Origin of the sequence: Paenibacillus sp. HGH0039 (genome assembly GCF_000411255.1) — a bacterium.
Classification (GTDB): Bacteria; Bacillota; Bacilli; order Paenibacillales; family NBRC-103111; genus Paenibacillus_F.
Genome location: NZ_KE150413.1, coordinates 438,826 through 465,488, shown reverse-complemented (window position 1 = coordinate 465,488; position 26,663 = coordinate 438,826). Strand labels below are relative to the sequence as shown.

The window sequence follows — 26,663 nt, the reverse complement described above, 5'->3', positions numbered from 1 at the left end:
GTCCGGCTGTATCCCGCTTCCTCCTAAGAGGAATTGCGCCGGAGCCAGCGGTAGCTTTTGCGTACGCCGTTCAGAAGCGTGTCCGGCATCGGGATGGGGTGCTTGGACAGAAGCGGCAGATACAGGCGGTAGTAGGCTTTCTTCATATCCTCCCACATCGTATCCGGCGTGTCGTCCAGAAAATCGGAAACATCCAGCACTTTTCCCCGTCCGTCTTCCATCATGACATTCTTGGCATGCAGATCCTGCGGTACCAGACCCAGCCTGCGCGCATATTCACACGCTTCTTCGATATCGAGAATGACCCGCTCCGGTATCCGTATCCCCGAACGGATGCAATCGTACAGCGTCCTCCCGTTCATCCGTTTCAGGATGAGATAGGGCTTTTTCGCATAATGGCAGCGGGAGTAAGCGGGGTGCTCGCCCAGCTTGCGGTAGACTTCGACCTCGTCTTCCCAGCCGTCTCTTCCGGGGGCGTATACTTTAACGACCAGCCCGGGCATGTCCGGATGCGAGACGACAGCCGCGTAATTGCCCGCACCGACTAACTGCCAGGGGGCGGGAAGTTTATGTACCACGACGGGGTCATAGGGATTTTCGCTTTCAAAGTCGAGGCCGGGCAGAAGCTCCCGTTCGATCTTTTGTATCCATGCTTCCATTTTAGTCTCCCAACGAGTTCTTATGCTCTTATTGTAGAGGGTTCCGGGTGCCGATACAATGGACCTTCCGCTTCCGTAAACAAAAAAAGAGCACGGCGCGCCGCACTCTTCCGGTCCAAGGCCGTATGTGCGGAGCTAAACCGGCATGCTTTTATCCGGCGTCTCCGTCTTTTTCCTGCGGCTCTGCCGCTCCAGCAGCACTCTGCGCCCCAGGGTCAGAGCCAGGACGAGCATAACCGTTCCCGTTCCTGCGGCAATTCCGTACTGCTGAACCCAGAGCGGCAGCCCTTCCGCCTTTTCGTACAGCATGCCCCCGAGCAGAGGCCCCAGGAAAGCCGCCAGTCCCGTCAAGGTGTTGTACATGGCGATAAACATCGGCCGCTCGCCCCTCGGCGTATCCCCGATAATGAAATTGAAAGCCAGTTGGTTGAATCCTCCGGTCCCCGCTCCAAGCAGGATGTGAACCGCAATCAGCACCGGAAGGGCCGGTAGCCAGGCGAGCATCCCCCACAGCAGACACGACAGCGACAGAAGCGGGAGCGTCCAGAACAGAAGCCGCCGGTTGCTCCACCGCGCGTTAAGATTTCCCCAGACGTAGAAAGAAATCATCATCACGGCCGTCTGCAGCACCGTCAGCACGGAAATCGTCTCATAGCTTATCTGCAGCAGCTTCAACATGACATATGAGAAGAGCGGCACCGCAATCCCCTGCAAAAACAGCCAGAACGACAGGAACGCCGTCGCCCTGATATACGAAGTATCTTTCATAGGGCGCGTAAGCATGGGCAGGAGCCCGCTTTCCGCGGAAGGCTCGAAGGGCGGATTCGGATAAAATAGGTAAGCGATTACATTGAGCACAGCAGCCGTGCCGATCACCAGGTAAAGAACCTCAAATCCCGCTTCGTTACCGAGCTTGTCGAGTATTTGTCCGCCCGCAAACAGGCACAGAGCTCCGAGAGCGTTCAGCATCATGTTCCGGATGCCGAAATAACGGGCCCTCACCGAAGACGGCACCATATCCGCCATCAGCGTGGACCAGACCACACCCCCGAAGGCGTTCGAAAGAAAAGCCGACGTATACAAGGCGATGTAAGCCGGAATCCACAAATCACGGTCCAGCAATAGCGGAATCAATCCCGTTGCCGCCCACAGAATCCGGTGAAGCCCTCCGAAGATGAGAATCTGCAGCTTCCGGTTTTTCCATCTCTGCATGAAAAAAGCCATCAGGATCTGACCGGCGTTCACGATCGTCGTCATGGCGAGCACAAGTCCGATCTGTGCGGACGTTGCGCCGAGATAAAGCAAATAACCCGTCAGGAACGGACCGTTGAGAAGGGTTTGAACTACCGTGGCCGGAGCCCCTTCGAGAGTCGCGATCCAAAGATGTTTACGGGTCGGGGTAAAACGGTTCCAGGAGCGGGTCTTGGCCTGCACGTCGGTAGCTCTCCTTTGAGCCGGTGCTGTTTTCCGGCTTCGTCAGCAAAATGGTTGCGCTTACGCGTTGGGTAAAAGAAGACGGACAAAAGAAGAAATCTTTTATCCGTTACAGAAGTTCAGGTCCATTATACTGCAAAAATCCTCCGTCGTCTGGTCTAAAATCCGGCGAATTTTCTGTCCGAATTAAGGCTCAAATGATTCGCCTTCCTTGCGCTTTTCGCCCGGGGCGAAAACCCACCATTTACTGGCGGCGTAATTCACCAGAAGCAGCAGAACCGTCACCGTCAGCTTGCTAAGCAGCATGTTCCATCCCAGCACATCGCTGCATACATAGAGCAGCAGATAGGACAGCCCCAGACACAGTCCGTTGACCATCAGGAACTTCAATGCCTCCGATACCCGCACCGGTTCTTTGCTGGCAAACGTCCATTTCCGGTTCCAGAGGTAGCTGTTCAAGGTTCCGCACAAGTACGAGACCGTCTGAGCCGCTCCGTAATGCAGGTGCAGACCCGAGAACAGCAGCCAGAACACGGCCCAGTCCACCGCCGTATTGCCGACCCCTACTGCCCCGAAGCGGAGCAGGCGGAGCATTTCCGGGTTAAGCCGCTTTTTTTGCCCGTTGTTATCGTTTGTCACGTGTCAGTTCTTCCCCTTCTCCCGGATTCCGGTCATCCAGTCGGTAATCGCTTCGGCCGTCCGGCGAGTCTGTTCCTCCGGTGAGATCGAAGCCGCATGGTCGCCCTTCTGAGGGCCGTAACTGCCGAATTGGCCGTGGTTGCCTCCCGGCAGGGTCAAAAGCTTGGCGTCCTGTGGCAGGTTCTTCTTGTTCTTCTCGAAGCTGTCGCGGTTCAGAACGCCGTCCTCCGAACCGGTCACGGAGAGAACCGGAAGCCCTTTGTCCCGGAGGCTTCCTTTGTCATCGGCGTACGACGCCAGGAAAAACACGCCCCGCAGCCCTTCCGGATGCTCCGCCGCATAACGGGCCGCCATCACGCCGCCGAGCGAGTGCCCTCCGATGACGAAGGACTCCCCGGGACGGGCCGCTATCACTTCCGAGGCACGGCCGCCTCCCAATACCGCCAAATTCAGCGGCATTTTGACGACCACCGTGCGGTGCCCGCGCTGAGCCAGCTCCCGGGCCAGAGGCGCGTAGCTCTCCGGCTTCACCAGGCCGCCCGGGTAGAAGATCACGCCCGGCTCCTTCGGCTCTGCGCCTTCGTAGACCGTTACATCCTTGCTGTCTGTAACGGTAACGCCGCCACCGCTTCGCATGGCTTCGACCGCCGTGCGGTCCGGCCCGTACGGCCGCAGATAGAACGCCGCCGCAATTCCGGCGGCGAGTATAAAGATCGCCAGCGCCAGAAGCCACTTTCTGCCGCGCGATCGTCTTTTTCCAGTCATTCTCCGCCTCCTTGAATCCGTCCAGAGAAAATCGTCTTCTCTCCGTTCCGGGCCATCTCCGCTTTGCCGATCCGAACCAATGGATGTCCGCTGTCCTTCTCCGGCCGTTTCCGTCTTCTTCAACGCCTATCGTATCACAGCTCCGCTTCCCGGCCTACCTTATCCCCCGGTTAAGTTTCCGGCAGCCTCGGCGGCGGTCTTTTTAAGGGCATCCAGGCTCTCTCTGCCCACTTCATATACCCCGCCGTCTAACTCCATTCGGGGAGAATCTCCGCCGTCTTGAAACGGTACGTAGAGCCTGCGGACATCATGGACCGCCGTGGCGACCGGAAACTCCTTCCTAATGCGGACCGACTGACCGGGCGGCAGCATAAGAAGCAGCCCGGGCTTGTCCGGCACATCCCCGGTCAGTTCAGCCGTACACTTGCAGGGCCCCTTCCCGGTAGATTCTATCACTTTCTCGGCATCGTCTATCAGACGTTGATAGCGGGAATCCGCTTGCGGCACCTCGTTGATGCGGCCATTCCAGTTGAGAACCACTTTCTCCGGGGTAAGCTCGGCTGAAGGCCGCCAAAGCGAGGCGGCCCCGGCCACAGCCATAGCTAATATAACGAGTCCGCTGGATAGCCCTATCCATTTATTCCGACGCATAAGACACCCCCTGTACCTTTCTTACCCAGTTAAACGGTGTGAGGCGATAAATGTTGCATAATCGGTAGAAGGATGGAAGGCAATGTAAAAGCCGGGTATCGCTATTCCTGGTTCTAGTAGGGCCGGACGCTGTATCCATCGCGGCCACAAAAAAAAGCAGCCTCCGTAAAGGAGACTGCTTTTTCTGAATCTTGTAAGCGGGTGATGGGAATCGAACCCACGCTACCAGCTTGGAAGGCTGGAGTTCTACCATTGAACTACACCCGCAAAGGTGTTTGGAGCGGAAGACGGGAATCGAACCCGCGACCCTCGCCTTGGCAAGGCGATGCTCTACCGCTGAGCCACTTCCGCAAACTTTTCGTTCGAAACATTTCCGAATCGACAAGAGATATCATAACAAATAATTCATGAAAACTCAATCCTTTTTCTACTCAAATTTCAATCCAATTTTTTACATCCCCTATAAACAAGGAAAAACCCTCATTTCCGCACATAAAAAGAAGGACCGGAGTAGTCTTCTCCGATCCTTCCTCTTTACCTGAATGGCTCGCCTAGCCAATTGCCCTCTTCTCTTTTCAAACCGCGCGCAGCTCCCAGTGCGCGGTGTGGGTCGCATAAGACGCGGTGGTCAATCACACACCGAACGTCCGCCTCGTCCGCTGCGCTCAGGAAAGAGCCGCTTTAGCCTCCTTGAAAGCCTGCGTGTACTGGGCCGCTTTCTTCGCAATTAGGCTGAAATCGCCGGTTTTGGACGCCTCCGTCGTCAGATCCGATCCGATCCCGACGGCGACGGCACCCGCTTTGATCCAATCGGCCAGATTGTCCAGGGATACGCCCCCAGTCGGCATGATGTTTGCCTGCGGCAGAGGCCCCTTGATGGCCTTGATCACGGACGGCTCGTACAAGTTGCCCGGGAACAGCTTCACGATATCCACGCCGAGCTCCAGCGCTTCCTGGATCTCTTTGACGGTCATCGTGCCCGGCATTACCGGCACGCGGTACCGGTTGCAGAGCGCCACGGTCGCCGGATTCAGGGAAGGCCCCACCACGAACTCCGAGCCGCTCAGAATGGCCGCTCTCGCCGTTTCCGGGTCCAGAACGGTACCTACGCCGATAATAGCGAATTTGGAGGCGTCCTGTGCCGTGCTGCTGTATGTATTGGCCAGCTTTTCAATGGCTTGGAGCGCAAAAGGCACCGTCATCGTCACTTCGATGACTTTGATGCCGCCTTCGATGGCCCGTTCGGCGGCTTCGACGACTTCGTCCGGCGTTTTGCCTCTCAGAACGGCGACTACGCCCTGTTCCGTAATTTTTTGAATCAGCTGTATTTTTTTCATGGGTCAGTTCATCCTCTCTCTGTCGGTAAAATCAGTTTCCGCAAGTAAGAGGCGGCGGATACGCCTTCTATCTGATTCGCCGTATGAACCTCAATCAGACTTAACGGCAAGACAACTCAGCGCTCGATATGACGGCTTCCCTGAAGCACGGCATCGACTTCCTCACGCGTCGGCAGGCCTTCCCAGTCTCCCGGAGCCTGAACGACCAGCGAACCGAGCAGACTGCCCAGCTCCACCGCTTCCAGGTGGCTCTTCCCCTGCAGAATGCCGGACAGGAAGCCTGCACAGAAGCCGTCCCCTGCTCCAATCGTATCGACCACCCGCTCCGCTTTGACAAAAGGAACGGAGGACACGCGGCCGCCTTCGATCAGGAATGTTTCATCGTTGCCGCCTTTAAGCACGGTCACGGCACGAAGCTTGCTCAGCTTTTCGACAATCCCGTCGAAATCCTCCGTTTCGTAAAGGAGCTGAAGCTCATCCAGACCCGGAAGAAAATAATCGGCCTCCTCCGCCAGGGCCAGCAAAGTCTCTCTGGCTTCCCCGATCCCCCAGAGCTTAAGCCGCAGGTTCGGATCGAAGCAGACTTTCACCCCATGCCTTTTGGCCGTGCGGACGGCGGCGATCACCGCTTCTTTGCAGCTATCGCTTAGCGCGGGCGTAATGCCGGTTACATGCAGAATTTTGGCCCCGGCTATATAATCTTCATCGAGATCGCCCGGCTTCATCAGACTCATGGCCGAATTTTTGCGGTAGTAGTAGACAGAGGCTTTGCCCGATACCGCTTCCCGCAGCATCAAACCCGTCGGCGCCTCGGACGATAACACGGCCCTGGAGACGTCCACGCCTTCGCCGCGTATTTTTTTGAGCACCATCCGGCCGAAAGGGTCTTTCCCCAGGCGTCCGAACCACCCGACACGATGCCCGAGCCGTGCAAGACCGATCGCCACATTGCTTTCGGCCCCGCCGAACGAAGCGGTCAGCTGCGGTGAATATTCAATTCCTTTTCCCGAATCCGGCATCAGTAGAGCCATCGACTCCCCGAAAGTCACCACATCCGGATAAATAGGGGACTGCACATTGCCTTGCTCCATCGTTCATCCACCTCGACCGTTAGATTCTCGCAGGCTCAGGCATCGTCCGCAGGCGGCACCCGGCCCATGCTAGCTTCCTTTATTTCCCTGAAAAACGATCCCTTGTCCGCACTATCATGCGCAGAAAAAACTTTTCCTTATGGGATCACTCCGTACAGGTTTGTATCTCATCCTTGAATCCGTCATCGGAGAAAGCTAAGCTCCGGTTCGGATTGGTTAATTAAGAAGAATCCGTTCCCTCTTCATTATAGCAGAAACGACTTCCTTTTAGGTATGAAAATGTTCATTCAAACGAAAACGAACAAAAAAAACCTCTTTGCCACATTCCTGCTCTTTAATAAAAAAACAAAAAAAGCCTTGATTGCTCAAGGCTTTCTTCGTTGTTGATGCGTGATGCGGACGAGAGGACTCGAACCTCCACGGCTGTTACACCACTAGAACCTGCTAGCCTCGAGCCAGCAGGTTCTGTTTTGGCGTATGGGAATGTTCACTGCTCCATTATTTCAGATACTTAATAAGCTTGGACCAAAAGGCCGAATAGTGCTCCCAATTCATAAACTCCAACGATCCCCAGTGCGGCGAACAATCGCTTGCAAACGCCGCCGTCTTTCCCTGGCCATAAGTTCCAAGCGTCAGAATAGCATCGCCTTCATGGCTTAGCAGTTCCTTTGCTCCCGGCTTAGCGGACAACTTATTATAACCTAGCAGCCTAGGCCATTCTCCCAAATCGTTTACCAATGGATGCGGCTGCGATACGACAGGCGAGAAGCCGCTCGGCATCTCTACCCGATCATCTTTATCCATCATGACAACCGGCAGCACATCGGCCAATATCGTATTTCTATAATTGGCTTTTCCTTCTATCCCCATGAAGGTCAGGTAACCGCCAACCATCAGCAGGCCACCTCCTTCAGCGACATACTGCTTCACAAGCTCAAGGGCGTTCGGAATGATTTGCATTTGATAGAAGGTTGGATTTTGGAGCAGGAATGTGTTTGCACCTACGTCACTCAGCACAATCGCATCATAGGTTTTGAGCTCTTCCAGCGATTGAGGAAAGCGTACCTGCACTTCATGCGCAGGCATGTAGGTGACGTCAATTCCCTCCTGACGCAGACAGGACAGCAAATAGGTTGCTCCCTCCTCGTACTTGGTCGAGGTAAAACTGTCATAACCTTTCGTATGAATCATATGCACAACCCAAGATTCGCCAACAAACAAGATCTTCATCAGTTCAAGCACCTCCGTATTTTTTATATCACCAGGCCCTACACCTACAGGCCGTCTTGTTCCCATTTTTACGCTTCCTCGATTTCACACCAGTCCACAATCGTTTTGGCAATCATCTTGACCGCTTGAATCACTTCATCGACAGGTGTAAATTCGTCGCTATGATGGGCAAGGCTGGGGTCGCCAGGTCCAAAATTAACGGTAGGAATGCCTACGTTCACCGGCCAGCCCATATCGGTATGGAAGCCCAGTCCTTCGATTTTGCCTTCCTCTCCAATGGCCTTCAAGGATTGTACACAAGTCTGAACAAAGGGATGTGCTACATCCGTTTCTGCACAATCGGCATCCACCAGCCATTCGATTTCCGGCTTATGCTCACAAAGCCAAGGATCCGATTCCGATATCTCGCGTAGAAAGTCAGTCAATTCCTTTTTTACTTTGCCGCCTACAAGCTTCTCGTCCCGCTCCGAAGGCAAGTATTGCGCATTGAATACGATTTCCGCCTCATTCGCGAAGGAGGTCGGGTATTCCCCAGCGCTTAATTGAGCGACATGCACCTGACAAGGGATCGACAAGTATGGATGGGTCTTGCTGACAGCCCATTTCTCATTCAAGCGGTCCAGATGCTCCAGAATATATCTCGCTTTCTTAACCGCATCAACCGCGCCGCCGTCCCGCCAATCCGCTTGCGGCATCTCAATATGGCCGCTGCGACCTTGGATCTTGATTTTTCCCCATAAAATCCCGCGGCAAAGCGGGGCAATCGTCAGCGAGGTCGGTTCCGTTAAAATGCAAGCATCCGCTCGATAGCCATGGTGGATAAAATCAAGTGCCCCCATGCCTCCCGCTTCCTCATCGACAACCGTACCGACGATAACCGGCCCTTTAAGCTTAAACCCGCTGCGAAGTATGGCTTCGACAGCCATAATCATGGCTGCGACTCCGCCCTTCATATCAACGGTGCCGCGGCCGTACATCTTCCCATCGATAACTTGGCCCTCGAACGGATCGACCGTCCATCTTGAGCCTGCCATGACGACGTCAATATGACCAAACAAGAGCATGGACTTGCCTTCCGTTCCTTTGCCAAACGTAGCCGCCAGATTGGGCCTGCCCGTAAAATCTCTTCCTGGATAATAGCCTGCCATGCCTTCATATTGCTTCAGCTCATCGGCGACGGGCTCCCAGATTTCGATGTCCGCGCCGAGCTTCCCCAGCTTGCCGGCAATAAATTGTTGAAGGTCCTTCTCTTTGGATGGCGCCGGTTCCTCGAAAAACCAGGGGTTGACGCTCGGAATTTGAATGAGCTGCTGTAAAAAATGAATAATTTCACCTTGATGATTCTCGATCCATTCCATCACTCTCTGTTCTTGGTTCATCTCTCTCTCTCCTTTTGGCTGCACTCTCCTGATACAGCATGAATCCGCAACTGCCGTAAGCAAGCGTATCAGGAGCCATGCCTGCTCGCTTATTCGAATCGAACGGTGCTTCCGTTAATAAAATCAACCCACGGATTAATCATTTCATCGCCGAATTTATCCTTCTTCTTCTCAATGCCGAACATATAACGGGCATCGTCCGCAGCCGGGTAAGCCGGACTATGCCAGACCCCCCGATGGATGACGATAGCTTGTCCAGGCTTAATTCGAAAGCACTTGACGGTGGATGGGTCAGGACTTTCATCAGGATCGTCGATGTCCATGCACAATGCTACAGGCTGTACAATCTCACGATCAAAGGTAAGCAGCAGCTCTTCACGGCTGACATGCCTCTCCATTGCCGTTACGGCAAATTCGCGCCGCTTGGTGACCACAAGGCCAAATCCGATTGGCTCCCATACGTCCAGCATTTGCACGTAGCTCCAGCAATCCCACCCGTCCCCGGATTTGGAGGGATCAATCGCCGGCATATCCACTACTTTGCCATAGGGAGCAAAAGCCTCCTCCGTCAACTCTTCTATCTGCACCTTATACTCCATTAAAGCCGCCTCCTAACAGGGGTGTTATTAGAAATCAAAGCTGTCCACATTATCGTTCGTGACTTCAAGCGTGCCAATAAACACACTTTGTCCGTTTACTTTCACAGTCCCTATCGTCGGAATCTCCATGCCGTCCTTGATTTCCTTGCCTTGAGCCAGCTGATCCATAATATAGACCGTTACATAAGCCAGCTTGCCCGGATCCCAAATAATATCCGTTTTGATCGTGCCGTTCTTGATATAATTTTTCACGACGCTCGGCACGGCAATGCCTGTAATGGCAACTTGGTTTTTCTTTAAAGTGCCTGCCTTTACAGCTTGCTCTACTACCTCTGCAGCAGCCGTAGGTTCGCCGCCTGCAAATCCGATAATGCCTTTCAGATCAGGGTAAGTTTGAAGCAGGTTTTGCGCATTGGCATACGCCTTCTGTTGATCGTCGTCGCTCGCAACAGTCGTTACGACCTTAATATCCGGATACTTGGCTGTAAAATAGGCTTTAGCCGCATTGGATTTCGCAATCTGGTTTTGTGAGCCAAGACCGGCTACCATGAACGCTACCTGTCCTTTGCCGCCGATTTCTTCTCCGATCGTTTTGGCCAGAAGCTCCCCCACTTCTTGGTCAGTGGCCGGAGCTACATAATATTGGCGATCTGTACCCGGCGCATCGCTGTCCCAAGTCACAATGTTGACGCCTTGACCTGCCGCTTTTTTGAACACAGGGCCTACCGCTTTCGCATCATTAGGCGATACGCCGATGCCGCTTACTTTGCGGGTCAGCATATCCTGAATCATATTAATTTGCTTGGAGGAATCCGCCTCTGTCGGCGCATTGAACAGAACTTCTACCTTCAAATCGGCTGCCGCCTTCTTGGCACCCTTTTCAGCCGCCGCCCAATAAGCAGGGCCGATGGACTTTGGATTCATAAAGTAAGTTTTTGAGCCGGCAGCTCCCTGGTTCGGTTTGCCTCCGTTATCCGTTTGGTTCCCGCTTGTACTTCCGCATGCTGCCAAATTCAGAGCCAATACACCCGTCAGTAACGTCAATGCTAGCTTTTTCATAGGTTTCACTCTCCATTGAATTTTTTATTTCCTACAGCAAGCAGAAGCAGCGCTCCTAAAATGACTGCCTGATAAAGCACGGATACACCTAACAGATTCAAACCATTACGCAAAAACACAATGATCAGCAGCCCGACAAATGTGCCTGAAAGACTTCCCCTCCCCCCAAAAATATGTGTGCCTCCTATCAAAGTCGCTGTAATCACGTCCAGCTCTATATTGGTACCCGATGTCGCCTCTGCGCTTGCCAGACGCGACACCAGAAATATACCCGCCAAGGCCGAAAACAATCCGCTAAGCATAAACAGGATAAACCGGATGCGTACGACCGAGATGCCGGAATAGCGGACAACCTCTTCATTGTTGCCAATCCCGTACACATAGGTGCTGAATCTGGTTTTTTTCATTACAAAGCTGGCCAGCAGGAACATCACCACAAGGAAAATCGCATTAACCGGAACAACGCCGATATATTGCTGGCCCATAAAGTAGAAAGCATCCGGAAAACCGCTTATGGGTCTCCCCTGATTGATCACGTAGACCAGCCCCCGCAGCATCACGAGCATGCCAATGGTGACGACAATAGCCTGCATGCGGTGTCTCGCGATCAGATAGCCATTAACGGCCCCGCACAGCAAGCCGGCCAGCAGTCCAATGATCATACTGATCCATATATCGATCCCCCGCTCATACGCGACTCCCATACATACAGCGGAGAAAGCCAGAATGGAGCCAACCGATAGATCCATCGCACCGGATATGATGATCATGGTCATCGGAATGGCGATCAACCCTACTTCAACCATCTGGTTCAGCACATTCATAAAGTTGTTGACGGTCAGGAAATAGGGAGACAAGAAGCTGAACAGCACGATAATGACGAGCAACAGCAGCATTTGAACGATTAGCTTATTTTCCCTAAGCGGGAACCGGCTTGTCCATGCACTCATACCAAATCCCCCTCTTTTCCTTTGTTTTGCCGTATACGCTGCAGCGTGTTAATAACAATTGACAGAATAATCAGAAAACCAGTTGCGGCATCAACCCAGAACGGAGAAACCTTGGATATAATGAGCCCGTTTTTAACGATGCCCATAAAGAGTACACCCAGCATCGTTCCGGCTATAGTACCGACGCCCCCGAATATACTTCCTCCGCCGATAAGAACGGCTGCCATGACTTCAAACGCCAAACCGCTGCCTGCTGTCGAGGCTTGCACACTTCCTACCTTTGCTGCGAAGATAACGGAGGCGATCCCGACCAGCAAGCCGGTTAATACATAAACCTTAAACTTGGTTCGGGCTACGCTGATTCCCGCAAGCTTGGCTGCCGGACCGTTCCCTCCAATCGAGTAGATTCTTCGGCCCACGCGGGTGAATTTCATTAAATAGATGAAGACCGCTATGAGAATGACGGCTGTCAGCAGCGGAAAGGAAATACCGAGCAAATATCCTTGTTCGAAGAATCGAAATCCTTCCGGAAAGTTCGTCATCCAGGTTCCCCCGCTGATGCCTACCGCAATGCCCCTGAAGATGTACATGGTAGCCAGGGTGACGATGATATCCGGTATCTTCCTCACAGCGATGAAATAGCCATTGACCATGCCGCATAGCACCCCGATGCATATCCCCATAGCGGCTGCAAGCCATGGATGAATGCCATGGCTGAGGAACAACCCGACAGATGTTGCTGTCACAGCCAGCACGGAGCCGACCGATAAATCCATGCCCCCCAGAAGAATGACCATCGTCATCCCTATCGCCACAATAAACATGGAGATGTTCTGATCCACAATCAGCCTTATATTTTCGAATTGCAAAAAGTCAGGTGAAATGATTGAAAACAACAGCGTGACGAGAATGGTAAATAAGATAATAGGCGCTTCATGCACATTTAGCAGGCGTTTCATAAGAGGCCTCCTTCCGGGAGCGGATGTGAAGCACGCTGCAGCAATTGTTCCTGGTCTGCCTCACCATGTGCAAATTCATGAACGATTGTGCCTTTGTATAGCACCAAGATCCGATCGCTGAGACCAATCACCTCCGGCATTTCGGACGAAATCAGCAGGATGCTCAAGCCTTCCTGGGCCAATTGATGAATAATATTGTAGATCTCCGCCTTCGCTCCGACGTCAACTCCCCGAGTCGGCTCTTCCAGAATAAGAATATCTGGGTTCGCTGCAAGCCATTTGCCAATCACGACCTTCTGCTGATTGCCGCCACTCAGAAAATCTACGCTTTGTCCGTCACTGGGTGCTTTAATCCGAAGCTTCTCCATATACTCCCCGCTCATCTCTTTAATTCGCGCCTCGTCCAGCACCGTGTACTTTGAAAGCTGGGGCAGCATCGGGAGCGATAGATTTTGCCGGATTGACATCGGTTTTATGATGCCTTGACGGTGACGATCCGGCGGAACGTAAGCAATCTTCTTCGCTTTGGCCTGGCTCGGGCTACTGATTTTCACCGCTGTGCCATGAACAATGATGTCACCCGTACCCCGCCTTAGACCGAATAAACGCTCGGCAATCGTATGCGTGCCCGAACCCGGAACGCCGAACAGCCCTAAGATCTCTCCCTTTCGCAGCTCAAAAGATACACGGTGCGCGGAATCGAGCGACAACTGCTCCACCTTCAGCACAACCTCTTGTCCGTGCTTCTGCTCTCTTACCGGGTATAACTGGCCAACCTCTTTGCCCACCATCATTTGAATCAAGTTCTGTTCGGTAACCTCTTCGATTCCTCGGGTATCAATCTTGGCTCCATCCCTCAATACCGTTACCTTATCCGCAATTTCAAATATTTCCTTCATGCGGTGCGAGACATACACGATGGCAACGCCTTGCGCCCGAAGCCGGTTAACCACGTCGAACATTTTTTTCACTTCGTTTTCCGGGAGCGCCGCCGACGGTTCATCCATAATGAGCACATCCGCCTTAAAAGAAAGCGCTTTCGCAATCTCGATTACTTGCTGGCTGTGGACTCCGAGATGCCGGACCTCCTTGCGGACATCAATTTCCCCTCCTCCTATCGAATCAACCAAACGCTGCGCCTCGTCATACATTTTGGACCATTGTATCCGTCCGAATCTGCCAACCATTTCCGGGCGGTCGATAAATATATTTTCCGCGGCTGTCAGATTGGAAAACAAATTGAATTCCTGATGGATAATGGACACGCCTTGCCGTTGGGCATCAAGCGGGTTGCCGAATGTTACTTCCTTGCCCTTAAGTCTGATCGTTCCTTGCGTCGGTGAATATACGCCGGACAAAATTTTCATCAGTGTAGACTTTCCTGCTCCGTTTTCCCCCATAAGCGCATGAACTTCGCCCGGATACAGCTCAAAGCTAACATCGGATAACGCTTTGACCCCCGGGAACTCTTTGTTGATGCCTTCCATTGTCAAAACCGGATGCCTCATCTTTAGACCTCCTATTCACCTTACCCAGCTGCTTTTTGGATAACTTTAACAAGACTAAGCGTTAAATCATCAAAGCACGATACTACAGGTGTCCCTTTCCAGGAAAGAAACCCCGTATATTGCCTTTTTATAGCGGCCTTATTGACCTATTGTTCTATGCCGTAAGAAACGACTGTACCTGATCATCTGTCGGAATCGAGCTCTGAGCGCCTGGTTGAGCTACAGCCAGCGCCGATGCCGCTGTCGCGTAGCGCAGGCAATCATGCAGCTCCGCTCCCGTTACATATTTAGCTGCGAATGCTCCAATGAAGGTGTCTCCTGCCGCTGTCGTATCCACTGCGTCAACTGAAAATGCGGGAAATGTGATTTGACTTCCCGATTGATCCATATAGATAGACCCTTTGCTTCCCAAAGTAATAATAAGATGAGGAATGCCGTCTTTCAGCAATTTCTTCCCAGCCTCCAGCGCTTGGCTGCTTCCTTCAATACGTATGCCGCTCAGCACCTCCGCCTCGACCTCATTCAGAATGAGGAAAGCAACCTTGCGCAGTTGGCTCCGGTCAAACCCGTCAATTGGAGCCGGATTCATAAATACCGGAATATGCTTCTCTGCCGCTTTATCCAGCACCCTTTGATTGGCTACCGATGATATTTCATTTTGCAGCAAGATGACGTCAAAACCTGAAAGATCCAATTGGTCAATCTCTTCCGTGCCATATCTTCCATTAGCGCCGGAGGATAATATAATGTTGTTCTCGCCAGCCTCATCTACTGTAATCAAGGCAAGCCCCGTCATACAGGGCTGATCGGCAACATAATCAAGATTAATTTTATCCTCCGCCAATCCCCTGCGTATGTCGGCGCCAAATGAATCCAAGCCCAGTCCACCGGCCATAGCGACCGAAACTCCAGAGCGAGAAGCGGCAACCGCCTGATTAGCCCCTTTGCCTCCAATGAAGAAACGGGTCTCGTTGCCCTGTATCGTTTCGCCGGGAATCGGGTGACGTTCAACCTGTGTGACGATGTCCATATTCATGCTGCCCACTACCAAGATCTTCGCCATGGCTCTCCCCCAGTGTTATGCCTTCAGTCTTTTGACTGAGCCGAATTTCTTCAATTCAACATCCAATATCATTTTCTTCAGCTTCGTCTGTTCTTTAGGCTTTCCCTTGATTTTTTGAATGAGCATCTCCGCCGCTTGAATTCCCATCTCTCTTGTCGGTCTGCTAACCACGGTCACTCTTGGCTGCACGAATTGAGCAAGCTCGTTCTCATCAAACCCAATTAAAGATATATCCTCTCCGATTCGGAGATTCAAATCGCGTATCGCTTTAATCGCACCCGTGCAGATGACGTTATTAGCCGCAAATATAGCTGTCGGTGGCTGCTCAGATTGCAAAAGCTCCATCGTAAATCGGTAGCCATCCTCTTCCAGCCAATTCCCCTGCTTATGATAGGTAGGATCGGGTGTCAGGCCGCTCTCATGCATGGCTTGATGATAACCCCAATAACGGTCCTTGCCGTCGTTAAAATCATGCGCCCCATCTATAATGGCAATGCGTTCATGACCATAGTCCACGAAGTGCTTGGTCGCTTCGTAAGCGCCGCGGAAGTTATCGATTAAGACGCCGTCGTGGCCGCAATCGTTGATATAACGGTCTACAAGGATAGTTGGCTTGCGAATATTCCGATAAAAATCTGCATCCTTATGCGTACCGATTAAGATAATCCCATCAACATTTTTCCCTAGGAAGCTTTCAAAAAATTCTTCCTCCTCCGCCTCGTCATTATTCGTAGCGACGACTAGAGTGAAGAAGCCTTCCTTCTTGGCTACCTCTACCATACCGCCAATGACTGCAGTGTAAAAGGGATTCTGAATCTCCGGCACCACGACGGAGAGCATGTTGGTTTTTTTATTGACCATCGATGCCGCCATCGTATTCGGCACAAAGTTCATCTCTTCGACGATTTTGAGTATTTTCTTGCGAGTGGCTTCACTTACGCGATCCCGTCCATTCATCACTCGGGATACCGTAGCTACAGATACATTTGCTTGCTTGGCCACGTCCTTAATTGTAATTTCCTTGTTCGTCTTAGCCACCCCCCTTCCATAAGTTTAATGTCATAACGTTTTCTCAATATTTTTCCTTTGACATTAAGCGCTACGAATATAATCTATCATTTAATCGATGAAAACGTTTACGCAATTTCTAGTTTTATTCTAGTACGTTCCCAATAAGATTACAATAGTTTTTTATAAAAACAAAAATAATAAAACGTTTACATCTTTAATACATAACCTTTTGTGTCAAGTATTTATTCGATATTTAACTAAATTCTCATTAAATCTTGTAAATACGTCATATATTCTTACATAAAATCAAGATTTTCATTGGTCTTGAGAGAGCCTTAGGAAAAATCATACGACTTTTATTAAAATCCATCTATCAGCCATTCCTCAAAAACTAGAAACGGTTAACCGTTGTTTCCCCTCGTTTAAAACTTCCTTTTTTGACCAATTCTTTGTTAAAACGTTTACGCAATTTGTTTGAAAATACACATTGTTAATGTAAAACAAAAAAAGCCCGGAGCAATCAGGAATAAAAACCTTTATTGCCACCCGGCTTGCTGACTCTTATTTTAAGGATACATGATATTTCTTGGGTAATGAGCACCAACTTAAAGATAATGAATAATAAAAAAGGTTCCTGTTCTGCCAGAAAAAGCAGATCAGAAACCTTTCGTTGATGCGTGATGCGGACGAGAGGACTCGAACCTCCACGGCTGTTACACCACTAGAACCTGAATCTAGCGCGTCTGCCAATTCCGCCACGTCCGCATGAGGATTTGATGGTGCGGTCGGAGGGATTTGAACCCTCACGCCCATTGGGCACTACCCCCTCAAGATAGCGTGTCTGCCGTTCCACCACGACCGCATAAGACACTTGAAAAGTGAGCCATGAAGGACTCGAACCTTCGACACCCTGATTAAAAGTCAGGTGCTCTACCAACTGAGCTAATGGCTCTTAAAAACTGGTGGAGGCTGATGGATTCGAACCACCGAACTCGTCAGAGAACAGATTTACAGTCTGCTGCGTTTGGCCACTTCGCTAAGCCTCCATGAAACTGGTGCCGTCGAGAGGACTTGAACCCCCAACCTACTGATTACAAGTCAGTTGCTCTACCAATTGAGCTACAACGGCATATAAGGTTGTTTAAATGGTGGCTCGGGACGGAATCGAACCGCCGACACGAGGATTTTCAGTCCTCTGCTCTACCGACTGAGCTACCGAGCCTTGCATGGTTTGCACCAACCCAATCGGAATATGCGGGATCGATGAACGGTTGTGAAACTTAAATGGCGGAGCTGACGGGATTCGAACCCGCGGTCTCCTGCGTGACAGGCAGGCATGTTAGGCCTCTACACCACAGCTCCAAGTAGTATTCCCCAGTCCCAGGAAAATTATGATTGTCGGACTCATAAAATCTGGATGGTGGACGCTGACGGGATCGAACCGCCGACCCTCTGCTTGTAAGGCAGATGCTCTCCCAGCTGAGCTAAGCGTCCATATCTTCTAGTAGGAATAGAATGACCCGTAGGGGATTCGAACCCCTGTTACCTCCGTGAAAGGGAGGTGTCTTAACCCCTTGACCAACGGGCCTTGATGTTTGTCTTTTTTGGCGACAAGGATTATTGTATCAGAAATTTAAAAGATTACAAGCTTTTTCTTCTATCCAAAATATCCTAGAAATTTCCGCTATATGGGCATGCTGTTTTTTACGGATAAAACCGCAGTTTTCCCAGTAAAATCAAGGGTTCCGGAGACACGCTTGAAAATTGGCAGAACGTATCCGGGTCACTAGATGTAAATTCACGAGCCTATTACAGGAACATAAATTCGTATACTCGAGCATGACTTTCATTGTGGCCGACCACCGTCATGTGACGCCAAGCATCTTGAGCTGACGTACACTGGCACACGCGTGCATGACTCTATTCCTTATTCAGAGAGCGGATAGTTAACGCAGGCTCATTAATGGTTAAGGCCGTAAAAAAACACGCCCTTGCTTACAGGAGCATCGGACGTGTTTGGTTTGAAGGCGTTCTTGCTCAGCTTATGCCGCCGGAACGAAGCGCCGCCGCTGTCTGTGCAGGATGAGCATCGCCGGATAAAGGCTTGAGCCTTACCGCAAACCGAAAAGCTTGCGGCTCCAGCACATGCGGCGGAAGCTGCTTCGGCCCGCAGCTGTTGCTGCCCAGCCCGTTCTGCTTGTAATCCAGATGAAGCGTGACATAATCGCGCGGAACGAGATCGCACTCGTGGGAGGCCGCTTCCAGATCCTCCGGCGTGTAGCGGCTGGCACCGAAGTCAAAGGACGGCTGCCCGGCTGCCAGAAGCCCGGAGCCCTGCACGCCGCGCATATACGCCCAGCGCACATTGGAGCGGTTGCCGCTTTCCTGCGGCTTGACGTACGGAAAGCGCAGGTCGTCGACCGCGGCGTCGTACAAGCCCATCCGCGCGGCTTGTCTGCTGTCCGGGTAAGATTCCCCCGGACCGAGCCCGTACCAGGTTACGCGGTCCGTGCTGCCGGGCAGCTCCATCCGCAGGCCGATGCGGGGCAGCATCTCCGGCGGCGTGCCGTCCGGTTCGCCCTGCACGGTCAAGTCCACCGTCCCGTCGGCACGAACGGTGTAGGCCCACGTGCAGGAGAAGCCCCAGGCGTACACGGGCGGTGCCGTGCGGATGGAGATGTTCACGCGCACGGAGCCGTCCGCGAGCCGCTCCCAACCGCTGCCGCGCACATCGTCGGCCGCCATGTGCACGCACGCCTTGCGCCAGTCGGCGACAACGTACATGTCGTTGTCGATCGGTGCGCGCCACAAGGCGAGCCGCGGTCCGCCGCCTTCGGCGATCACCGGGGTGCCCGCGTGCCGCCAGGAGGCGATTCGCCCGCGGCCCCGGTCGAAGACGAGCGTGAAGTCCGCTCCCGTCAAGGTGAGCAGGCGGTCCGCTTCTTCGACTCGGATGGCGGCTTCGGCTGCCGGGGCGGGCTCTTGATGCCCAAGGGCCGCTCCGGGTACGCCTGCTGGAGCGGCCGCGCTATCCGCCGCAGATCCTTCTCCTCCGCGTGCTTGTGAAGCCGCTATTTGGCCTTCTGAAGCTCCTACGGAGCATTCGGCGGCGGAATCTATCGCCGCTCCTGTCGCTTTTTCGTTCCCTGCCGCCTCTTCGGAGCAGGCATGAAGCGGAAACTGCGCCCACGCAATCTCGTGGCCTTCCTCCGCCCAAGCAGCCGGGGAGGCCAGCACGATGCGCACGGTCAGCCAGTACTCGGCCGGGCCTCTTTCATCTGCCGCAGGCACAGGAAGGGGAATACGGAGAGTTCCCTCTTCTCCGGCGGCCAGGTCCGGCAGCTCGGCCGGGCCTCCGCCGACGAGGCGGCCGTCCGCCTCCAGCTTCCACGTGCAGCGGAAGTTTTGAAGCGAGATAAAATCGTAATGGTTCCGGATAATCAGATCGGCGGCACCTTCGTTTTTGCCCGGCTCCCCTCCTGCGATCTCTACCGATACCGGTTCAATCGTTTTCTTGTATTCCATCAGACCCGGAGACGGCGTGCGGTCCGGCGTTACGAGTCCGTCGATACAAAAGTTGCCGTTGTTCGGCTGATCGCCGTAATCCCCGCCGTAAGCGAAATATTCGCGACCGTCCGCTTTTTTCCGCCGCAGTCCGTGATCGATCCACTCCCAGACGAATCCTCCCTGAAGCCTCGGATACGTTCTGAAAAGCTCCTCATAGTGCTCGAGCCCGCCGGGGCCGTTCCCCATGGCATGGGCATATTCGCATAAGATATGCGGTTTGTCCAGGTCCTTCATTTCCCCGAACCCGCGCATTTTCTCAGGGGAGGAGTACATCGTGCTGAACACATCGCAGGCTTTTCCTTCGCGGTCTCCTTCGTAATGAACGAGTCTCGTTGAATCGTAGGAGCGGCACCACTTGTACATCGCCTCATGATTGCAGCCGAAGCCCGATTCATTGCCGAGTGACCACATGATAATCGAAGGATGATTTTCGTCGCGCATAACCATTCTCCGCATCCTGTCCACATAGGCATGCTCCCACGCCGGATCGGCGCTGAGCCGGTTAGCGTCCCCGATCAGTTCGAAGCCATGCGTCTCCAGATCGGTTTCGTCCATGACATACAGGCCGTACCGGTCGCACAGGTCGTAAAAGCGCGGGTCGTTCGGGTAGTGAGCCGTCCGCACCGCATTGATGTTGTGCTGCTTCATCATCCGGATGTCCTTCTCCATCGTTTCCGGTGTGACGGTTCTGCCTGTATCGGGGTGATGGTCGTGACGGTTCACTCCGCGCAGACGAATCGCTTTCCCGTTAACGAGCATGAGGCCGCCTTTGACCTCGATGCGGCGGAAACCGGTTTTCAGCGCTGTCGTTTCCAGCACTTCTCCCTCTTCGTCCAGCAGAGTGACGATCAAGTCATACAAATAAGGCGTTTCCGCGGACCATTTGCGGGGTTCCTTGATTTCCGCTTCAATCGTAAATGACCGTTCCTTCTCCGTTCCGGCGATTTCGTCCGTTTTCCCATTGTTTGCGAGCCCGATTTCTTCTCCTGAGACGATAAGATTCCCCTCACGGTTCTGGAGCTTCCAGGCTAAAGTGAATGGACGTCTAGCCGTGTCTGCCGCTGACACCGTCCAGGTCTGAGAACCGTTCCGGGCCCCGATTTGTGCGCCGTTTTCTGCGCCGGTTTGCGTGCCGTTATGTTCGCCGGTTTGGCCGTCGATCCGGGCAGCGCATCCTGCGGCTTCAGCTACCGTCACAGCCAGACGGAGAAGTCCGTGCCTGCATGCTTCATCCAGCCCGGCGTGTACCCGGATATTTTGCAGATGCAGCTTGGGCCGGGCCGTAAGGACGACATCGCGGAATATACCGCTGAGCCACCACATGTCCTGGTCTTCCAGGTAACTTCCGGCCGACCACTGATATACCTGCACGGCAAGAACATTCCGTCCGCTGCGGATAAAAGGCGTCAAATCGAATTCCGCCGTCAGCCTGCTCCCTTCGCTGTACCCGACATACTCCCCGTTCAGCCAGACGTTATAGGCGCTGTCTACTCCGTGAAACCCGATAACAATGTCCTTATCCGTCCAATCGTCCGGCAGGGTAAATTCTCTCAGGAAGCTGCCTGTAGGATTGTCCGCAGGCACACGCGGAGGGTCAACCGGGAACGGATAGTACAAATCCGTATAATGGGGAGCGCCGTACCCGTGCAGCTGCCAGCAGCTCGGCACAGGAAGCCGGTCCCAGGCGGACGCGTCGAACTCCGGCTCATAAAAACCGACCGGTGCTTCCTCGGGCGAGCCGGTGTACTGGAAAGCCCACGTGCCGTTAAGAAGCAGGGTCCGGTCCGAACGTTCTCCGGCGTAAGTAAGGGCCTCTTTTTCTTCTCCGTAGGGAATAAAACTGGCCCGGGCCGGCAGACGGTCCCGCTCCAACACGTCGAGATTTTCCCAATCCCGGCGCTGCAAATGTAGTTCCTTCATGTCTATGCTCCTCCTGCTTGGGGCTCACCCCTTAAATTGTCATCCCGTTTGATGATTAAAGGCAGCACACGGCTGCGGAAATACATAAAATTCACGATCAGCAGCACGCCCGCAATGAGAAACGGAGTGTGGTAATCGCCTGCATTCATAAAAAAACCCGCCGTCATCGTCGACAGAGACGATCCGACACAGCGGAAAACAGCCCTCATTCCCGCGTACAGATTGCGGTCCTCTTCTCGCAGCGAAGACATAGTTTCGCTGTCGACCAGATTGCCGAGCAGCGAAAAGCTCCCGCTGCGGAGAACGAGCAAGGCCGCAAATACTGGCGCCGGCTGCGCGATCAGGAGCAGAAAAGCCAGTCCCGCGTTTCCGAGGAACGCGCCTGTAAAGGCGGCTTTCGCTCCCCAGCGCTCCATGATTTTGGGAGCGGCCAGCGAAGCGGCAAACAGCACAAGCCCGTTGACCGTATACACGTAAGAAATCAGATCGTCTTCCCATGCCGCCCGGAACTTCAGATACACGTTCATGAACGGGCCGATGAACGAGAAGACAAATCCGATCAGGCAGGCGTTGGCGGCGAGCAGCCAGAGCGACCGGTTGCGGAGCAGCCTGCGGAATCCCTGCGGCAGACGCGGCAGCGAATCCGCCTGCCGCCTCCCGCCTGATACGGACGGCTTCGTCGGGCAATCGCCCGATGCGTGCTTCTCCTCGGCGCTACGCGCTGCGCGGCCGGATGCATCCGCTGCCGCCGGTTCCCTGCGGTCGCTGTCTCCGGGGCCGTTGTCCGTGATGTCACGGCCCCTGCTGTCAGCTTCTGCCGCATCGCAGCTGCCGTTTGCGGCTCCCGCAGCGGCTTCGGCTACTGGGCCACCCATCGCCGGCGAACTCTCTCCGCCGCTGCCGCCCGCCGCCCGTTCCGCCGGAAGCAGCCGCAAGCGCAGCAGAGACAGCACCGCGATGCACACGGCGGAAGCATAGAGCGACGGGGCGTGGCCTGCGGCCGAAGCGTCCGCCCGGGAGAGGATGCCGCCGAGCAGATTGCCGAGTCCCGTGAATGCGGTGAACACCGCGAACATCCCGTGAAAAGCCCGGCTCTCCTCACGGCGGGATCGGCAGTACCGGAACAAGAGCTGGATTTCCGTGGTCTCGATACACATAAATCCGGCTGACGCAACCGCTTGGGCCGCATACCAGACCGGCAGGCTGCGTCCGGCTGCGAATAGGGCCGCTCCCGCGGCAACGAGCATCGAGCCTGCCAGCAGCATGGGCTTGCGGCCGATTTTTCCCGCAAGCATACCGGCAGGCAGCGCGCCGATTCCCATGATGAGAATACCCACGGCGGAAATGCTCGCGATCTGGCCGCCGCTTGCGCCGAGCGCCAGCAGGTGAAGATTCAGGGCCAGCGAATACAGCCCGATTCCGATCCCATACAGCGCTTCCGTCGCCAGAAACCGCCTGACTCCGATTGTCATGCTTGTATTGCTGCTGCGAAAACTAAACACATCTGTCCAATCCCCTTGCTGTCCGAAACTCCCGAGTTAACTTCCTCGCTCACCGCTTACTGCTTGATTCTAATAGCTCAGCCCTAGTTCCCATTCACTCCAGCTTCACAGGAACACAAGACCTTACTTGATGCCCGTCATCGAAATACCTTCCACGATATACCGCTGGGCAAGGAAGAACACCGCAAGCGGAGGCAGACAGATGATCGTCGTTACGGCCATAACCGAAGTCATGTCGACGCCGAACATCCCTTTAAACTGCGCCAGACCGAGCGTCAGCGTATACATGCTCGCATCGTTCAGGAAAATGAGCGGCCCGAGATAATCGTTCCACGTGTCCAGCATATTAAAGACGCTGACAAGCACGAGCGCCGGAAACATCAGAGGAATAATGATTTTCGTAAAAATTTTCAGATCCCCCGCCCCGTCGATTTTCGCCGCCTCTTCAAGCTCCGTCGGAATGGTCATAATAAACTGCCTCAGCAAGAAAATGTAAAACGCCGAGCCGAACCAGGATGGGACGATCAGAGGCTTCAGCGTATTGATCCAGCCCAGGAAATTAAACTCCATGTATAGCGGGATCATCGTCACGTCCCACGGAATCATCATCGTGGCGAGCACGACCATGAACAGAGCGTCCCGGCCCTTGAAACGAAACCGCGCAAATCCGTAGGCAACCAGCGAGGACGAAATCAGTTGGCCGATGTTGCACAGCACGGTGACGGTCAGGGAATTTTTCAGAAACACGTTAAACGGCTGTATCGTCCACGCCTTCGCGAAGTTTTCCCAGTGAAGTTCGGACGGGATCCATTTGGGCGGATACATGTAAACCTCTTCCGGGCTTTTCAGAGCCGTCGTAACGAGCCAGAAGAACGGCATCAGGAACAGCAGCGAGAAAAACAGCAGCAGGGCATATGTGAGTACTTTCTTCATGTCTTCACCTCGCAATCGTCTTTACAGCGCTTTGCGCTTCGTTTTCCGGGCTTTGTTCTTCTTCAGTTCACCCTCGTAATAGACGAACATGGAGGTGGAGCGGAAGACCATCATCGTCAGCGCCAGCACAATTACGAACATGACCCAGGCGTTGGCTGCGGAATAACCCATTTTGAAATATTTAAAAGCGTTCTCGTACACGTACATGGCGTAAAAGTAAGTCGAATTCAGCGGTCCTCCGCCCGTAAGCGTCAATGCGAGCGTAAGCTGCTGGAAAGCGGCGATAATCGACGTAATCAGGTTGAAAAGCAGGGTCGGCCCCAGCATGGGAAGCGTGATGCGGATAAACCGCTTGAACGCGCCCGCACCGTCCAGTTCGGCGGCTTCGTACAGATCGCCGGGGATATTTTTCAGCCCGGCGAGGAAGATCAGCATCATGGACCCCTGCGCCCACAGGCTTGCGGCGACCATCGCGATCATCGACCAGTTCGGCTCACGCAGCCAATCCGGTCCGGTAATTCCGACCAGGGATAGGAAATAATTGAGAATCCCGTATTCCCCGCTGTACACCCAGGCCCAGATCATCGCCAGAGCAACGCCCGAGATGACGGAAGGCAGGTAGAACACGGTGCGGAAAATACCGCTTCCCCGGACGTTCTGATTGAGCAGAACAGCCAGCAGAAGAGCGATAGCGAGATTCAGCGGCACGAATATGGCGGCAAACCGGACCGTTACGCCCAGGGAATGCCAGAACAAAGGATCGTTTGTGAACATATTCACATAGTTTTGGAAGCCGACAAAGGTTCGTTCGCCGACTATGGGCCAATCGTAAAAGGAAATGACGAGCGAAAACAGGAGGGGTCCGAGCGTAAAGGCCACGAACCCGATCATCCAGGGAAGAATGAAGAGGAAGGGGGTTAGCCTGCCTCTTCTCCAGATGCTGCGCCGCACGCCTTTTTGAAGCTGCAAGGTGTTCGGTTGCATGGGCTCACTTCCGTTTCCCTAACGGGTTATTTGAAAAACTTTTGCGAATCGCGCACGGCCGTATCCATCGAATCCTGGGCGTTTTGTCCAAGCATAATCGCGTTGATGGCCGACGTTAAGTTGCGGTTGACTTCGTTCCATTTCGGGCTGAGCAGGAAAGCCGGGGTGTTGTCGCTCGCTTCGAGCATCGTGTAGAACGCCTTGTACACCGGATCCTGGTCTAGCTTGTTGCCTTCCACGATGCTTTTGCGCACTGGCAGGTCGCTTGTCCGCAGCTTGATCGCTTCTTCGGAAGCGTAATATTTGATAAACTCCCACGCTTCTTCCTTATGCTTGGAGTTTTTGGACATCGAGACCGCAGATTCGGCGATTACGCCTTTAACCGGCTTGCCCGGGAAGACCGGCATGGAAACCGTTCCGACATCGACCTTCGCTTCCTTGAAGCCGTCCAGCGGCCAGATGCCGCTCTCCCACATGGCGATTTTGCCCGCTTTGAAAATGTCGTCCCCCGACTGCTGGTTCTTGCCGCCCACGATCACGGCCGTCTTGGACTTGACGAGGTCGCCGATCATGCCGATCGCTTCGACCGCCGGCTTGCCGTTCATGTAGCCTTCGATCGTTTTGCCGTCATCCGAGATAAAGCTGCCGCCGTTGCTCCAGACGATGCCCTGAAGATCGTACGGATCGTTCTCCGCGCGGACTCCGAAGCCGTACTGCTTTTTGGCCGGATTCGTCAGCTTCTGGGCTGCGGCTTTGAATTCGTCCCACGTCCAGCCTTCTTTAGGCTGAGGGACGCCCGCTTCGTCAAACAGCTTTTTGTTGTAATACATCACCCTTGTCGTAAACCCTGCCGGTATTCCGTAAGCGGTTCCATCGATTTTGACGTAATTGAGCAGTCCCGGGTAAAAATCGTCCTGCTTCAGCGTCGTATCGCTTTTCATCCGCTCATCCAAAGGTTCGAGGTTTTTGTAATACGTCGGAAAATCCCACATGTACATCACATCCGGCGCATTGTTGGCCCCGATGGAAGCGGCCAGCTTCTGATCGAATCCGTCTCCGTAAGCTTCCACCTGCACCTTGACGTTCGGATGCTTGGCTTCGAAGTTTTTGGCGATCGTTTCCTGGATTTTGAGCAGATCGCCGGTATCCCAGGTCGCGAAGCGCAGCGTCACCTTGCCGCCGTCGGCGCCGGAGTTTCCTCCCCCCTGGGCTTCTCCCTGCTTGGAGCCGCAGCCCGAGAGGGCAAGAGCGGTAACCATCGATCCGGTAAGCGCGAGAACGAGCGTCTTTTTCATAAAGTTCCCCCCATAAACATCTTAGGTGTGATGAGATGAATGCGTTGAATTGACTTCAGTTTACGGCAAATAAAGCGTTTTCAAAACGGAAGAATGTCCGAAAAAAAGTGCCGCTTTGCCCGCTCTCC

The 26,663-nt window shown here is 53.6% G+C and carries 21 protein-coding genes and 11 tRNA genes; all 32 read right to left on the bottom strand.

The annotated features are described in order from the left end of the window. Positions 1-23: 23 nt before the first annotated feature. The 32 genes from HMPREF1207_RS16400 to HMPREF1207_RS16245 all read right to left on the bottom strand — a co-directional run bounded on the left by HMPREF1207_RS16400 (position 24) and on the right by HMPREF1207_RS16245 (position 26,535). Entirely contained in the window at positions 24-659 is a 636-nt protein-coding gene (locus tag HMPREF1207_RS16400) for a serine/threonine protein kinase (protein ID WP_009672165.1), read from the bottom strand. A gap of 135 nt (positions 660-794) precedes the next feature. After that, positions 795-2,093: an MFS transporter gene (locus tag HMPREF1207_RS16395; protein ID WP_009672108.1), complete on the bottom strand. Its 1,299-nt coding sequence runs from the start codon at positions 2,091-2,093 to the stop codon at positions 795-797. A 186-nt stretch (positions 2,094-2,279) separates the two neighbouring features. Then, positions 2,280-2,732, bottom strand: a complete 453-nt coding sequence (locus tag HMPREF1207_RS16390; protein WP_009672146.1) for a GtrA family protein — start codon at positions 2,730-2,732, stop codon at positions 2,280-2,282. 3 nt (positions 2,733-2,735) lie between these two features. Then, positions 2,736-3,497: an alpha/beta hydrolase gene (locus HMPREF1207_RS16385; RefSeq protein WP_009672222.1), complete on the bottom strand. Its 762-nt coding sequence runs from the start codon at positions 3,495-3,497 to the stop codon at positions 2,736-2,738. Between the two features lie 159 nt (positions 3,498-3,656). After that, a complete protein-coding gene (locus HMPREF1207_RS16380) occupies positions 3,657-4,148 on the bottom strand; it encodes a hypothetical protein (protein WP_009672228.1) in 492 nt (163 codons plus the stop codon). 196 nt (positions 4,149-4,344) lie between these two features. Beyond that, positions 4,345-4,415, bottom strand: a tRNA-Gly gene (locus HMPREF1207_RS16375). Between the two features lie 9 nt (positions 4,416-4,424). Next, positions 4,425-4,499: transfer RNA gene (locus HMPREF1207_RS16370), tRNA-Gly, on the bottom strand. A gap of 314 nt (positions 4,500-4,813) precedes the next feature. After that, on the bottom strand, positions 4,814-5,485 hold the full coding sequence (locus HMPREF1207_RS16365; protein ID WP_009672174.1) for a bifunctional 2-keto-4-hydroxyglutarate aldolase/2-keto-3-deoxy-6-phosphogluconate aldolase: 672 nt from the start codon (positions 5,483-5,485) through the stop codon (positions 4,814-4,816). Between the two features lie 116 nt (positions 5,486-5,601). Next, entirely contained in the window at positions 5,602-6,576 is a 975-nt protein-coding gene (locus tag HMPREF1207_RS16360; protein ID WP_009672100.1) for a sugar kinase, read from the bottom strand. Positions 6,577-7,074: 498 nt separating this feature from the next. Continuing rightward, positions 7,075-7,872, bottom strand: coding sequence for a glutamine amidotransferase (locus HMPREF1207_RS16355; RefSeq protein WP_009672120.1), 798 nt, complete (start codon positions 7,870-7,872; stop codon positions 7,075-7,077). A 2-nt stretch (positions 7,873-7,874) separates the two neighbouring features. Continuing rightward, positions 7,875-9,185, bottom strand: coding sequence for an ArgE/DapE family deacylase (locus HMPREF1207_RS16350; protein ID WP_009672184.1), 1,311 nt, complete (start codon positions 9,183-9,185; stop codon positions 7,875-7,877). 89 nt (positions 9,186-9,274) lie between these two features. Further along, complete coding sequence (locus HMPREF1207_RS16345; RefSeq protein WP_009672246.1) at positions 9,275-9,784, bottom strand: ureidoglycolate lyase; 510 nt, start codon at positions 9,782-9,784, stop codon at positions 9,275-9,277. Positions 9,785-9,811: 27 nt separating this feature from the next. Then, positions 9,812-10,843 (bottom strand): autoinducer 2 ABC transporter substrate-binding protein, encoded by a 1,032-nt coding sequence (locus HMPREF1207_RS16340; protein ID WP_009672105.1) that lies wholly within the window; start codon positions 10,841-10,843, stop codon positions 9,812-9,814. A 5-nt stretch (positions 10,844-10,848) separates the two neighbouring features. Then, positions 10,849-11,793 carry an ABC transporter permease gene (locus tag HMPREF1207_RS16335; RefSeq protein WP_009672043.1) on the bottom strand — a complete coding sequence of 315 codons (945 nt, stop codon included), beginning with the start codon at positions 11,791-11,793 and terminating at the stop codon, positions 10,849-10,851. After that, entirely contained in the window at positions 11,790-12,752 is a 963-nt protein-coding gene (locus HMPREF1207_RS16330; RefSeq protein ID WP_009672027.1) for an ABC transporter permease, read from the bottom strand. The genes HMPREF1207_RS16335 and HMPREF1207_RS16330 overlap by 4 nt, the downstream gene beginning before the upstream one ends. Further along, positions 12,749-14,260, bottom strand: coding sequence for a sugar ABC transporter ATP-binding protein (locus tag HMPREF1207_RS16325; RefSeq protein WP_009672195.1), 1,512 nt, complete (start codon positions 14,258-14,260; stop codon positions 12,749-12,751). The genes HMPREF1207_RS16330 and HMPREF1207_RS16325 overlap by 4 nt, the downstream gene beginning before the upstream one ends. 154 nt (positions 14,261-14,414) lie before the next feature. Then, positions 14,415-15,323 (bottom strand): ribokinase, encoded by a 909-nt coding sequence (gene rbsK / locus HMPREF1207_RS16320; RefSeq protein WP_009672030.1) that lies wholly within the window; start codon positions 15,321-15,323, stop codon positions 14,415-14,417. 15 nt (positions 15,324-15,338) lie between these two features. Beyond that, the gene (locus tag HMPREF1207_RS16315) at positions 15,339-16,361 is read right to left on the bottom strand and encodes a LacI family DNA-binding transcriptional regulator (protein WP_009672231.1); all 1,023 of its coding nucleotides are present in this window, start codon (positions 16,359-16,361) and stop codon (positions 15,339-15,341) included. Between the two features lie 654 nt (positions 16,362-17,015). Beyond that, positions 17,016-17,099 (bottom strand) — tRNA-Leu (locus tag HMPREF1207_RS16310). Between the two features lie 12 nt (positions 17,100-17,111). After that, positions 17,112-17,196: transfer RNA gene (locus HMPREF1207_RS16305), tRNA-Leu, on the bottom strand. Positions 17,197-17,213: 17 nt separating this feature from the next. Beyond that, positions 17,214-17,286 (bottom strand) — tRNA-Lys (locus HMPREF1207_RS16300). Positions 17,287-17,294: 8 nt separating this feature from the next. After that, positions 17,295-17,380: transfer RNA gene (locus tag HMPREF1207_RS16295), tRNA-Tyr, on the bottom strand. Positions 17,381-17,387: 7 nt separating this feature from the next. Continuing rightward, positions 17,388-17,463 (bottom strand) — tRNA-Thr (locus HMPREF1207_RS16290). A gap of 17 nt (positions 17,464-17,480) precedes the next feature. Further along, a tRNA-Phe gene (locus HMPREF1207_RS16285) sits at positions 17,481-17,556 on the bottom strand. 63 nt (positions 17,557-17,619) lie between these two features. Further along, positions 17,620-17,696: transfer RNA gene (locus tag HMPREF1207_RS16280), tRNA-Asp, on the bottom strand. A 56-nt stretch (positions 17,697-17,752) separates the two neighbouring features. Further along, a tRNA-Val gene (locus HMPREF1207_RS16275) sits at positions 17,753-17,828 on the bottom strand. A 22-nt stretch (positions 17,829-17,850) separates the two neighbouring features. Beyond that, positions 17,851-17,922 (bottom strand) — tRNA-Glu (locus HMPREF1207_RS16270). 449 nt (positions 17,923-18,371) lie between these two features. After that, on the bottom strand, positions 18,372-21,821 hold the full coding sequence (locus tag HMPREF1207_RS16265) for a glycoside hydrolase family 2 TIM barrel-domain containing protein (RefSeq protein ID WP_009672167.1): 3,450 nt from the start codon (positions 21,819-21,821) through the stop codon (positions 18,372-18,374). A gap of 2 nt (positions 21,822-21,823) precedes the next feature. Beyond that, positions 21,824-23,293 (bottom strand): MFS transporter, encoded by a 1,470-nt coding sequence (locus HMPREF1207_RS16260; protein WP_231392105.1) that lies wholly within the window; start codon positions 23,291-23,293, stop codon positions 21,824-21,826. Positions 23,294-23,446: 153 nt separating this feature from the next. Continuing rightward, complete coding sequence (locus HMPREF1207_RS16255) at positions 23,447-24,256, bottom strand: carbohydrate ABC transporter permease (protein WP_009672023.1); 810 nt, start codon at positions 24,254-24,256, stop codon at positions 23,447-23,449. Between the two features lie 21 nt (positions 24,257-24,277). Beyond that, entirely contained in the window at positions 24,278-25,240 is a 963-nt protein-coding gene (locus tag HMPREF1207_RS16250) for a carbohydrate ABC transporter permease (RefSeq protein WP_009672205.1), read from the bottom strand. Between the two features lie 26 nt (positions 25,241-25,266). Continuing rightward, the gene (locus tag HMPREF1207_RS16245) at positions 25,267-26,535 is read right to left on the bottom strand and encodes an ABC transporter substrate-binding protein (protein ID WP_009672129.1); all 1,269 of its coding nucleotides are present in this window, start codon (positions 26,533-26,535) and stop codon (positions 25,267-25,269) included. Positions 26,536-26,663 lie beyond the last annotated feature (128 nt).